The 12521-nt window shown below is 70.6% G+C and carries 9 protein-coding genes and 1 tRNA gene; 7 read left to right on the forward strand and 3 right to left on the reverse strand.

Features of this window, described 5'->3' with window-relative positions; translation table 11 throughout:
- Window positions 1-2 precede the first annotated feature (2 nt).
- A complete protein-coding gene (locus EYW40_RS10725; protein WP_135821595.1) occupies window positions 3-2006 on the reverse strand; it encodes a hypothetical protein in 2004 nt (667 codons plus the stop codon).
- A gap of 129 nt (window positions 2007-2135) precedes the next feature.
- On the opposite strand from EYW40_RS10725, the gene EYW40_RS10730 reads away from it, so the two are divergent.
- Entirely contained in the window at window positions 2136-2342 is a 207-nt protein-coding gene (locus tag EYW40_RS10730) for a DUF8106 domain-containing protein (RefSeq protein WP_135821596.1), read from the forward strand.
- A 42-nt stretch (window positions 2343-2384) separates the two neighbouring features.
- Window positions 2385-4439: a DEAD/DEAH box helicase gene (locus EYW40_RS10735; RefSeq protein ID WP_135821597.1), complete on the forward strand. Its 2055-nt coding sequence runs from the start codon at window positions 2385-2387 to the stop codon at window positions 4437-4439.
- A gap of 16 nt (window positions 4440-4455) precedes the next feature.
- Here EYW40_RS10735 and EYW40_RS10740 read toward each other — a convergent pair whose 3' ends face one another.
- Window positions 4456-4914, reverse strand: coding sequence for a hypothetical protein (locus tag EYW40_RS10740; protein ID WP_135821598.1), 459 nt, complete (start codon window positions 4912-4914; stop codon window positions 4456-4458).
- 107 nt (window positions 4915-5021) lie between these two features.
- Between EYW40_RS10740 and EYW40_RS10745 the strand changes: the two genes are divergently transcribed.
- A complete protein-coding gene (locus tag EYW40_RS10745; protein WP_135821599.1) occupies window positions 5022-6878 on the forward strand; it encodes an SLC13 family permease in 1857 nt (618 codons plus the stop codon).
- Window positions 6879-6931: 53 nt separating this feature from the next.
- Window positions 6932-7004: transfer RNA gene (locus EYW40_RS10750), tRNA-Pro, on the forward strand.
- Window positions 7005-7214: 210 nt separating this feature from the next.
- Here the strand turns inward: EYW40_RS10750 and EYW40_RS10755 are convergent.
- A complete protein-coding gene (locus EYW40_RS10755; RefSeq protein ID WP_135821600.1) occupies window positions 7215-8027 on the reverse strand; it encodes an aldo/keto reductase in 813 nt (270 codons plus the stop codon).
- 151 nt (window positions 8028-8178) lie between these two features.
- Here EYW40_RS10755 and EYW40_RS10760 point away from each other — a divergent pair, with 151 nt between their 5' ends.
- The 3 genes from EYW40_RS10760 to EYW40_RS10770 all read left to right on the forward strand — a co-directional run bounded on the left by EYW40_RS10760 (window position 8179) and on the right by EYW40_RS10770 (window position 12496).
- Entirely contained in the window at window positions 8179-10029 is a 1851-nt protein-coding gene (locus EYW40_RS10760) for an SLC13 family permease (protein ID WP_237560594.1), read from the forward strand.
- A gap of 94 nt (window positions 10030-10123) precedes the next feature.
- A complete protein-coding gene (locus tag EYW40_RS10765; protein WP_135821602.1) occupies window positions 10124-12220 on the forward strand; it encodes a minichromosome maintenance protein MCM in 2097 nt (698 codons plus the stop codon).
- On the forward strand, window positions 12221-12496 hold the full coding sequence (locus EYW40_RS10770) for a DUF7854 family protein (RefSeq protein ID WP_135821603.1): 276 nt from the start codon (window positions 12221-12223) through the stop codon (window positions 12494-12496).
- Window positions 12497-12521 lie beyond the last annotated feature (25 nt).

Below are 12521 nucleotides of genomic sequence, written 5' to 3' on the forward strand. Positions count from 1 at the left end.
GATCAGCCCCGGGCCCGCAGATACCGCCGGGTCTCGTCGCGGACGAACGCCGCCGACGCGTCGCGTTCGCCCACGTACGTCCGGCCGTTGAACCGGACGACGAGCTCCGGGGTCCGGAGCAGTTCGGCAACCTCGGCGGCCGAGACCCGGAACGGCTGCGTCGCGGCCGCGCCGTTGAGCTGGTAGGTCCCGGCCGACCACGAGCCGTCGGTCCGCGCGCAGGTGCCGATCCGCTGGTCCGCCGTCACGGGTTGGCGGACGGTGACCTCGTGCTCGTCCGGGCCGACCGGGTCGACGTCGACACGGGCCGGGACGTTCGCGCCGTCGAGCCCGACGGCCGCGACCGACGGCCGGCCGACGAGCCGAAACGGGGCGTCGTCGCCGAGGCCCGCGAGTTCGACGCTCTCGGACAGCGGGACGCCCGCGACCAGCGCGTCGAGCAGCGCCCGAAGGCAGCGGGGCGAGGACGGGCGCTCGACCGCGACGCCGCCGACGCCGCCGGCCTCGACCGCGTCGACCGCCGCCGGCAGCGCCCCGTCGCCGGCGAAGAGGACGGTCCGGGCGTCGACCGCCGCGTCGGCCGCCCGCGGAACGTCGCCGGGCGCGTCCCCGAGGTCGCAGTAGAGCACGTCGTGGCCCGCCGCGAGCGCGGCCGGCGCGCGCCCGTCGGTCCGGGCGCGGACGGTGACCGCCGGCGCCCCAAGCGGCTCGGCGTCGAGGAGCGCGCGGAGCCGCGCCGCGCGGGCGGCGTCGGCCGTCAGGACGGCCACCGACGCCTCGTCGGGGGTCGGCGGGGGCGTCTCGCGCGCGTGCTCGAACGACGCCGGCACGAGCCGGCAGGAGCCGGCGGGCGGGTCGCCGTGGACGTACGCCGTCCTCGGAGACGGGTCGCCCGACCCGTCGGGAGCGGACGCGGAGACCCGGACCGGCGCGAGCGAGTCGAGCAGCGACGGGAGCAGTTCCGCGTCCGCCGCCCGGGGGCGCACCACCGCGGTCGTCGGCCACCGCGGGCGGTGGGCCTCGATCAGCGCGTCCGACACCTCCAGGTATTCGACGAGCTGGTCGGCGATCGGCTCGTCGTAGAGGTTCGGCGGGTAGAAGGGGAGATGCCCCGCGAGTTCGTCGTACTCGTGTCGCGGGAGCGAGTAGTAGCCGCCGACGCGCACCAGCGAGTCGAGCAGGAGACACCGGCCGAGCAGCGCCTCGACGGTCGCCGAGAGCGAGCGGTCATCGGTCCGGAGCGGTTCGACGTAGCCGTTGTCGAGCCGCAACTCGGCGCGGTCGCCGGACTCGACCGAAGCGCCGAGGTAGAACGCCAGCGGCGCGACCCGGTACGCGTTCGCGTACGTCGGCGGGACGGTGATCGTCACCCCCGTCTCGGGCTCCGACAGGCAGGCGGGGACGTCGAGGGCGTCGCCGACCGCGAGCGCGGGCGGGTGGCCCCGCAGCGACGGCCACGACCGCTCGGCCGAGAACTCCTTCATCGAGGATCCCATGTAGGAAAGCGCCGAGAGCAGCGCCTTCGGCGACTCCGGGACGGTGATCGTCGCCGCCGGACGGGCCTGCTCCGCCCGCGCGCCGACCGCGACCTCGGTCGGGCCGTCGAAGGCGACGTCGAGCGGCGCGTCCCGCGTCTCCCCGTGGGCGTACGACGCCGAGAACGACGCGCCGGCGACGCGGACGTACAGTTTGACCGGGCCATCGACCGCCAGGAAGTGCGTGCCCTCGGGCACCGTCCGGGGCGTCGTGTCGAACTGGCCGCGGTCGGTCCCCTCCCCGTCGCGAAGGCGGACGCTCCTGTGCGGGCCGATCCGGAGCTCCGAGGCGGTAAACGCCACCGCGTCGTCGACAGGGAAGACGAACATGTCGGTCACCGCGGGCCGCAGTTTCGACCGGCCGGCGGCGGTCAGGCGGAGCGCCCGCTCCCCGTCCCCGTCGCGGACGAGCACGTCGTCGCCCTCGGTCGCGAAGGATACGGCCCCGCACCCGTCCCCCGAGTCAGGCATTACCGGTTCAGAACACGTCACGCAACGTTAGCCTGTTGGCCGATGGAGCCGTCCGGTCGCCGGCGGATCATCAGGATCGATCCTACGCCGTCACGGGGTTTTTACCCGCTCAGCGCGTACGAACTACCGATGAATCAAACCGAACCGGCCACCGCCATCAGCGGCGGGCAACGTTCGCGGAAGGCCCTCCTCGCCTGTCCCGACTGCGGCCACGAGAACCCGACCGACGGCGACTGGGTCGTCGAACAGCGACGCGACGACCGCCCCCACGACGTGTACCGCTGTCCGGACTGCGACGCGACCGTCACGACCCGACCGCGCTTCGCGACCGCGTAGCGTTCCGAACACCTGAAATACCCGCATCTCCTACCGAATCCCGTGTCACGGCAGGTCCAGCAGGTGGACACGCTGTTCCTCCACGAGTCCGGCGACGACTTCGTCGTCGCGGTCACCCGCGACGGGAACAGGGTGTTCCGCGCCAAACTCGAACTGAAGGAGACCGGAGCGGGCCCCCGCCCGGGGAAGTTCCGGATCAAGCAGGGCTCCAGCGAGGAGCCCCGCGACCCCGACGAGTTCGTGGAGATCGCACGCCGGGCGGAACGCATCCGCATCTCCGAGCAGACCTCGCCCGGCGCGCGAAAGCGCCTGCGGGCGATGCTCGACGGCTACCAGCTGGACGCGAAGGCCGTCCGGACCTGCCGCTACTGCGCCTCGAACGGGCGGTACTCGCCGATAACCGCCGACACCGCCATCGAGGCCGACGGCGAGCACATCTGCCCGGACTGCGCCAAGCGCGAACTGGAGCGCGAACTCTCCTACCAGGGCGAGATGACCGGCGCGGCCCGCGACCGGCTGGAGGAGCTGCTGCTCGACGTGCAGGACCTGGACCGGATCACGAACCTGCTGAAGGGCCACCTCGACCCGGACCTGACGAAGTTCGACGAGATCAGCGCGACGACCGACGAGATAGAGAGCGTCCGCGTCGACGAGCTGAACCTCCACCCCGGCGTCCAGGGCCTGCTTGAGGACCGCTTCGAGGAGCTGTTGCCCGTCCAGAGCCTCGCCGTCGAGAACGGCCTGTTCGACGGGCGCGACCAGCTGGTCGTCAGCGCGACGGCGACCGGGAAGACGCTGGTCGGCGAGATGACCGGGCTGGACCGCGCGCTGAACGGGAAGGGGAAGATGCTGTTTCTCGTCCCGCTGGTCGCGCTGGCCAACCAGAAACACGAGGACTTCCGCGACGAGTACGGCGACCTGGTGAACGTCTCCATCCGCGTCGGCGCGAGCCGGGTCCGGGACGACGGCAACCGCTTCGACCCCAACGCCGACGTGATCGTCGGCACCTACGAGGGGATAGACCACGCACTCCGGACGGGGCGGGACCTGGGCGACATCGGGACCGTCGTCATCGACGAGGTCCACACGCTCCAGGAGGAGGACCGGGGCCACCGCCTCGACGGCCTGATCTCCCGGCTCAAACACTACTGCGAGACGCGCGCCGACGAGCGGGCGGACTACGGCGGCGCGCAGTGGGTGTACCTCTCCGCGACGGTCGGCAACCCCAGCGAACTCGCCGACAAGTTGCGGGCGAACCTCGTGGAGTTCGAGGAGCGGCCGGTCCCCATCGAGCGCCACGTGACGTTCGCCGACGGCCGCGAGAAGCCCCGCATCGAGAACAAGCTGGTCCGCCGGGAGTTCGACTCGAAGTCCTCGAAGGGGTACCGCGGGCAGACGATCATCTTCACCAACTCGCGGCGGCGCTGCCACGAGATCAGCCGGAAGCTGGAGTACGACTCCGCGCCGTACCACGCCGGACTGGACTACGGCCGCCGGAAGAAAGTCGAGCGGAAGTTCGCCGACCAGGACCTGGCGGCGGTCGTCACCACCGCCGCGCTGGCCGCCGGCGTCGACTTCCCCGCCTCGCAGGTGATCTTCGACCGGCTGGCGATGGGCATCGAGTGGCTCACCGTCCAAGAGTTCCACCAGATGCTCGGCCGCGCCGGCCGCCCCGACTACCACGACACCGGGAAGGTGTACGTGCTGGTCGAACCCGACGAGAGCTACCACGGGAGCATGGAGATGACGGAGGACGAGGTGGCGTTCAAGCTCCTCAAAGGCGAGATGGAGGCGGTCCGCACCCGCTACGACGAGAGCTCGGCCGTCGAGGAGACGCTGGCGAACGTCACCGTCGCGGGCAAGGGCGCAAAGCGGCTCAACGACCGCATGATCGGCGAGGTGCCGACGAAACACGCCGTCGGCAAGCTGCTGGAGTACGAGTTCATCGACGGGTTCGAGCCGACGCCGCTCGGCCGGGCGGTGACGAGCCACTTCCTGAACCCCCGGCAGGCGTTCCTCCTGCTGGACGGGATCCGGAAGGAGAAACACCCCTACGAGCTCGTCGCCGACGCCGAACTGGACGAGGACGACCTCTGAACGCCGGGCCGACCGGTCAGCCGAGGTCGCCGACCGTTCTGTCCCCCCACAGCACCGCGACGCACGTCCGGAGCAGGTAGCCGGCGGCGAACGCCACCGTGCCGAACAGGAGCGCGACGACGCCCTGGAACGCCAACCCGTCGAGTTCGAGGAAGTACGCGAGCTGTTCCCCGCGCGTCCGTGAGGGGAGCCCCACGAACGCGTGGTACGCGTTGTATCCGAGCAGCGAGCCGTACGCCCCGAGCCACGCGGCGACCAGCCCGACCCCGCCGTAGCCGGCGACGGCGGCGGCGGCGACGCCGACGAGCAGGGCCTGCCCGGGGATGAACACGACGCAGCCCGACACCGCGAAGAGGCCGGCGGCGTACGCCGCGTACGTCGCGACGAGCAGGGCCGGGGCGCAGGCGAGCGCGAGGAACAGCCGGCGGCGGTGCGCGGGCCGGCCGACCAGCAGGGCGCGGGGGGAGGGGACCATGCCGGCGTGTTCGCGGCCGCCCGGGTTAAATCCAATCCCGCGTCCCGCTCCGAAACCGGACGTGTCCGCGTCGCAGGCTTTTTTCCGCCACCCCGCGTCTCCCCGATGTGGCAGCCATCACCCCCGCCGTCGCCGTCGTGTTCGCCGTCATCCTCGGCGCGCTCGTCCTGTTCGCGACGGAGGCGGTGCCGGTCGACGTGACGGCGCTCGGCGTGATGGTCGCGCTCCTGCTGGTCGAACCGGTCAGCGGAGCGTTCGTCCGCGTCGGCCTGCTCGACGCGCCCGTCGCCGTGCTCGACTCCCCCCAGCAGGGCGTCTCCGGCTTCGCCAGCACGGCGACGATCACCGTGCTGGCCATGTTCATCCTGAGCGAGGGCGTCCAGCGGACCGGGATCGTCCAGATCCTCGGGCGGAAGATAGCGGCCTACACCGGCGACGACGAGGGGAAACAGCTCGGCGCGACCATCGGCGTCGTCGGCCCCATCTCCGGGTTCATCAACAACACCGCCGCCGTCGCCATCCTGCTCCCGATGGTCACCGACCTCGCCCACGAGGGGAAGACGTCGCCGTCGAAGCTGCTGATCCCGCTGTCGTACGCGTCGATGTTCGGCGGGACGCTGACGCTGATCGGCACGTCGACGAACATCCTCGCCAGCGACATCATGGCTCGCCCGGAGTTCCTCGGCCGCGGGTTCGGGATGTTCGAGTTCACCGCGCTCGGCCTGCTGTTGAGCGTCGTCGGCACCGCCTACCTGCTCACCGTCGGGCGGTGGCTCACTCCCGAGCGCATCCCGCCGGCGGCCGACCTCACCGCGGAGTTCGAGATGGGCGACTACCTCACGGAGGTCGTCGTCCGCGAGGATTCCCCGCTCGTCGGCCAGACCGTCCGGACGACGATGCGGGAACTGGACTACGACGTCGACCTCGTCCAGCTCGTCCGGGGCGACCGCGTGTTCATCGAACCGCTCGGGCCGAAGACGATCCGGGCCGGCGACGTGTTCGCCGTCCGCACGGACCGCGACACGCTGCTGGAGATAAGCGACTCGGAGGGGCTGGACCTACTGCCCGAGGTCGAGGTCGACGAGTCGGAACTGGAGACCCCCGCCGCTGCCCAGACGCTCGTCGAGGTGGTGATCCCGCCGGGGTCGGCGCTGCTGGGCGAGACGCTCGTCTCGGCGAACTTCCGGCAGCGCTACGATGCGACGGTGCTCGCGCTCCGCCGCGGCGGCGACGTGGTCCGCAAGCGCATGGACCACGTCCCGCTCCGGATCGGCGACACGCTGCTCGTGCAGGCGACCCCCGACAGCCTGGAGCGGCTGGACCGCAACCGCGATTTCACCGTGGCCGGCGAGATCGAGCGCCGGACGTTCCGCGAGTCGAAGATCCCCGTCGCGCTGGGGATCGTCGCCGCCGTCGTCGGCGTCGCCGCGCTGGACTTCCTGCCGATCATGGTGGCGGCCCTCGCCGGGGCGCTGGCGATGGTGGTGTCGGGCTGTCTGAAGCCCGGCGAGATCTACGACGCCGTCCAGTGGGACGTGATCGTCCTGCTGGCCGGCGTCATCCCGCTCGGGCTTGCGATGGAGAACTCCGGCGCGGCCGCGCTGCTTGCCGACGCGGTGGTCGACAGCGCCGCCGCCTTGCCGCCGATCGCCGTGCTCGGGCTGCTGTACGTCGTCACCGCCTTACTGACCAACGTCGTCAGCAACAACGCCAGCGTCGTGCTCATGGTGCCCGTCGCCTTCGAGGCCGCGACCCGGATCGGCGCGGACGCGTTCTCGTTCATCCTCGCGGTCACGTTCGCCGCCTCGACGGCGTTCATGACGCCCGTGGGCTACCAGACGAACCTGTTCGTCTACGGCCCCGGCGGCTACCGCTTCTCGGACTACGTCCGCGTCGGCGGCCCGCTCCAGTTGCTCTTTGCCGTGACGACGACGCTCGGCATCGCGGCGCTCTGGGGCGTGTGACCCCCGCCGGTGAACGAAACCCTTTACACCGCGACGGGCGAACTACGTCGTGCGGGACCGTGGGTTAGCCTGGTATACTTCGGGCCTTGGGTGCCCGTGACCGCGGTTCAAATCCGCGCGGTCCCATCCCGATTCTGCGAGGGGTTCGCGAACAGCGTGAGCGAACCCTCGGAGCGGTCCCCGCTCCGGCGAACGAACGTGACGAGCGAACGGTACGTCCGCCGGATTCGAACCCTGGGAGTCGCAACCGTGAGCGCCGCGAGCGGTCCGTCTCCCTCCGGTTCAAATCCGCGCGGTCCCATTCGTTCTGTAGGAAACTGAGGCGACGAGCGTCGGCTACCGGTTCCAGGGCCCGTGGTCGGGGTCGATCAGCCGCTTCTCGCGGTCGATGGCCTCGATCCGCGCCACGTCCTCGTCGTCGAGTTCCAGGTCCCGCGCGGCGAGGTTCTCGCGGAGGTGGGCCTCGCTGCTGGCCTTCGGGATGGCGGCGACGTTGTCCTTCGAGAGCAGCCACGCGAGGCTGACCTGCGCGGGCGTCGCGTCGTGTTTCTCGGCGATGTCGCGTAGCACGGGGACGTCGACCACCTCGCCCTGCGCGAGCGGGGAGTAGGCGACGAGCCAGTGGTCGTGGCGCTGCGCGTAGTCGACGAGTTCGTCCTGCTGGAGGAGCGGATGCATCTCGACCTGGTGGGCCGCGAGCGGCGCGTCGAGGACCTCGCGGGCCTCGTCCAGCAGGTCGGGCGCGAAGTTCGACAGCCCCACGTTGCGGACCCGCCCGTCGGCGACCGCCTCGTCGAACGCCGGCAGGACGACGTCGGGGTCGTAGACGCCGGCGGGCCAGTGGACGTACAGCAGGTCGACGGCGTCGACGCCGAGGCGGTCCAGACAGCCGTCGATGGCCTCGGGCACCGCCTCCGCCTCCGGCGGGACGTCGACGTGGACGGTCTTGGTCGCGAGGAATAGCTCGTCGCGGTCGACCCCCGACGCGGCGATCCCGTCGCCGACGTACCGCTCGTTCTCGTACACCTGCGCGGTGTCGACGTAGCGGTAGCCCACGTCGAGCGCGCGCTCGACGGTGTCGTCCCACTGGTCGCGGTTGTCGTCCGAGTAGGTCCCGAGCCCGATCCGGGGGAGCGCGTCGATCGGCATGGCTCCACGTTGCCGCGGCGCGCCCTTGGCTCTGTCCGTCCCGGCACGCAGTCGGCGCTTATCCGTGTCGACGGGGTTGTTCGTAGGTACCGTGACGACTCCGGCCGTTCCGCGGGCGGCGGGTCCCCTCGTTAGCCAGCCGTCCCCGACCGTGACGGTCGACGTCGTGGTGGTGTTTGCGGTCCTCGTCCTCACGCTCGCGCTGTTCCTCACGGAGGCCCTGCCGGTCGACGTGACCGCCATCCTCGTGATGGTCCTGCTCATCGTCCTCGAACCGTGGACGGGTATCACGCCGGAACTGGGTATCTCCGGCTTCTCGAACCCGGCGACGGTGACGGTGCTGGCGATGCTGATCCTGAGCTCCGGGGTCGCCCGGACCGGGCTCGTCCAGATCCTCGGGCGGAAGATGGCCGCCTTCGCAGGCGACAGCCTCGACAGGCAACTGCTGGCGACCGTCGGGGTCGCCGGGCCGGCGTCGGGGTTCGTCAACAACACGCCCGTCGTGGCGGTGCTGGTGCCCGTCGTCTCGGACGTCGCAAACCGGGGGCACACGTCGCCGTCGAAGCTGCTGATCCCGCTGTCGTACGCGTCGATGCTCGGCGGGACGCTGACGCTGATCGGCACGTCGACGAACATTCTCGCCAGCGACGTGTCGGCGCGGCTCATCGGCCACCCGTTCGGGATGTTCGAGTTCACGAAGCTCGGGGCCCTGGTGTTGTTCGTCGGGGGGCTGTACCTGCTCACGGTCGGCCACCGGCTCCTGCCCGAGCGGGTGCCGCCCGAGGAGAGCGTCGTCCGGGAGTACAGCGTCGGCGAGTACCTGACGGAGGTGGTCGTCGAGGAGGGGTCACAGCTCGTCGGGAACACGGTCGAGGAGACGGAGACGGGGGAGTTCGACGCGGAGATCGTCCAGGTCGTCCGCGACGGCGAGCGGTACCTCCAGCCGCTCGGGCCGAAGGAGATCCGGGCGGGCGACCGGCTCCGGCTCCGGGCGGGGCGGGACGCCGTCGAAGCGATCGCCGGGCGGAAGCGGGTGACCGTGACGGGCGCGCCGGACGGGGAGCCGACACCGGAGCCGGACGCGGCGACCGCGCGGACGCTCGTCGAGGTGGTCGTGCCCCGCGGGTCGACCCTGCTGGGCGAGACGCTCGCCAGCGCGGCGTTCCGCGAGCGGTTCGACGCGAGCGTGCTCGCGTTCCGGAGCCGCGGGGAGACGGTCCACGAGGGGATGGACGGGCGGCCGATCCGGGTCGGCGACACGCTGCTCGTCCAGGCCGACCCGAGCAGGATCGACCGGCTGGCGAGCACCGACGAACTGATCGTCGCCCACGAGCCCGAGCGGCCGGACTACCGGACCGAGAAGATCCCCCACGCCGTCGCGATCATGGCGGGCGTCGTCGGCGTCGCGGCGACGCCGTGGGACGGGGTCGCCGGGGCGACCGGCGTCGCCGCGGTCGAGCGGTTCCTCGCCGGCGGGTTCCCCATCCTCGTGACGGCGCTCGCGGGCGTCGTGGCGATGGTGGCGACGGGCGTCCTGCGGCCAAACGAGATCTACGAGTCCGTCGAGTGGGACGTGATCTTCCTGCTGGCCGGCGTCATCCCGCTGGGGATCGCACTGGAGCAAAGCGGCGGCGCTGCCCTGCTCGGCGCGTCGCTGGCTGCGACCGGCCAGTACCTGCCGGCGGTCGGCGTGCTGTGGGTGTTCTACATGGGGACGGGGCTGATAACGGAGGTGGTGAGCAACAACGCGAGCGTCGTGTTGATGATCCCCGTCGCCGTCGACACGGCGGCGCGGATCGGCGCGAACCCGTTCGCGTTCGTCCTCGCGGTCACGTTCGCCGCCTCGACGGCGTTTCTCGGCCCCATCGGCTACCAGACGAACCTGTTCGTCTACGGGCCCGGCGGCTACCGCTTCACCGACTACTTCCGGATCGGCGCGCCGCTCCAGATGTTGCTCTCGGTGGTCACGGTCGGCGGGATCGTCCACTTCTGGGGGGTGTGACGGCGACCGCCGCCCGCCGCGGGCGCCCCGTCGAATCACTTCCGCTCCGGGGTTTGCCAACCTTCATAGGGGATAACGAACTAAGGGGTGGTGAATGGCCCAGGCGGAGAACACGGAACTCGTCGACTCGTTCGAGCAGTTCTACCGGTCGTACTACCGCGACGAGATCGGCGCGCTCGCCCAGCGCTACCCGAACGAACAGCGCTCGCTGTACGTCGACTGGCAGGACCTGTACCGCTACGACCCCGACCTGGCCGACGACTACCTCTCGAAGCCCGAACAGCTCCGGGAGTACGCCGAGGAGGCGCTCCGGCTGTACGACCTCCCGGTCGACGTGAGCCTCGGGCAGGCCCACGTCCGCATCCGGAACCTCCCCGAGACGACGGAGATACGGGAGATCCGGTCCCGGCACGTCAACAAGCTGGTCGCCGTCCGCGGCATCGTCCGGAAGGCGACCGACGTCCGGCCGAAGATAGAGGAGGCCGCCTTCGAGTGCCAGCGCTGTGGCACGCTGACGCGGGTCCCCCAGTCCAGCGGTAACTTCCAGGAGCCCCACGAGTGCCAGGGCTGCGAGCGGCAGGGCCCCTTCCAGATCAACTTCGACCAGTCCGAGTTCGTCGACGCACAGAAGGTCCGCATCCAGGAGAGCCCCGAGGGGCTGCGCGGCGGCGAGACGCCCCAGGCCATCGACGTCCACGTCGAGGACGACATCACCGGCGAGGTGACGCCGGGCGACCACGTCGCGGCGACGGGCGTCCTCAACCTCGAACAGCAGGGAAACCAGCAGGAGAAGTCGCCGATCTTCGACGTGTACATGGACGGCGTCTCCGTCACGATCGAGGAGGAGGACTTCGAGGACATGAACATCACCGAGGAGGACAAGCAGGCCATCGTCTCCCTCTCCAACGAGCCGGACATCTACGAGCGGATGGTCGGCTCCATCGCCCCCTCCATCTACGGCTACGAGCAGGAGAAGCTCGCGATGATCCTCCAGTTGTTCTCCGGCGTCACCAAGCACCTCCCCGACGAGACCCGGATCCGCGGCGACCTGCACATGCTGTTGATCGGCGACCCGGGGACCGGCAAGTCGCAAATGCTGTCATATATCCAAAACATCGCCCCGCGGTCCGTCTACACCTCGGGCAAGGGGTCGTCCTCGGCCGGCCTCACCGCCGCCGCCGTCCGCGACGACTTCGGCGACGGCCAGCAGTGGACGCTGGAGGCCGGCGCCCTCGTGCTCGCGGACAAGGGCGTCGCCGCGGTCGACGAACTCGACAAGATGGCCGCCGACGACCGCTCGGCGATGCACGAGGCGCTCGAACAGCAGAAGATCAGCGTCTCGAAGGCCGGGATCAACGCCACGCTCAAGTCCCGCTGCTCGCTGCTTGGCGCGGCCAACCCCAAGTACGGCCGCTTCGACCAGTACGAGTCGATCGGCGAGCAGATAGACCTCGAACCGGCGCTCATCTCGCGGTTCGACCTGATCTTCACCGTCACCGACCAGCCCGACGAGGAGGAGGACCGCAACCTCGCCGAGCACATCCTGACGACGAACTACGCGGGGGAGCTGAACACCCAGCGCACGGAGATGGCGTCGCCGGACGTGACCCGCGACGAGGTCGCGGAGGTGACCGAGGAGGTCGACCCCGAGATCGAGGCCGAACTCCTCCGGAAGTACGTCGCCTACGCGAAGCAGAACTGCCACCCGCGGATGACCGACGCGGCCCGCGAGGCGATACGGGACTTCTACGTCGACCTCCGGGCGAAGGGACAGGACGAGGACGCCCCCGTCCCCGTCACGGCCCGGAAGCTGGAGGCGCTCGTCCGCCTCGCGGAGGCCAGCGCCCGGGTCCGGCTCTCGGACACGGTCGAGGAATCCGACGCCGAGCGCGTCATCGAGATCGTCCGGTCCTGCCTGCAGGACATCGGCGTCGACCCGGAGACGGGGCAGTTCGACGCCGACGTGGTCGAGACGGGCACCTCCAAGACCCAGCGCGACCGCATCCGCAACATCAAACAGCTCATCGGCGACATCGAGGAGGAGTACGACGAGGGCGCGCCGATCGACGTGGTGCTGGAGCGCACCGACGAGATCGGCATGGACCACTCCAAGGCCGAACACGAGATAGAGAAGCTGAAACAGCAGGGCGAGGTGTACGAGCCCCAGACCGACCACCTCCGGACGACGTAGATGGACCGGATCGCCGCACTCCGGAACGTCGAGGACGCGCTCGCCGAGTACGAGCGCGGCGAGACCGACCTGGAGAGCCTCGAACGCGAAGTGGTCGGCGTGGTTCGGACGTACGCGACCGAGTTCGAGGGCGGCCTCGCGCCGTACCGGGCGCGGGGCGACGGGCCGGCCGCGGGGCTGGTCGTCGTCGCCGAGTCCCGGCGCGAGGCCCGCGACCGCGTGCGCGAACTCGCCGACGTGGACCGCGACGTGACCGTCGAACGCGTCGACGAGTGACCGGAAGGGTTTTGCCCCGACGACC

Source organism: Halostella litorea (assembly GCF_004785955.1).
GTDB lineage: Archaea > Halobacteriota > Halobacteria > Halobacteriales > Natronoarchaeaceae > Halostella > Halostella litorea.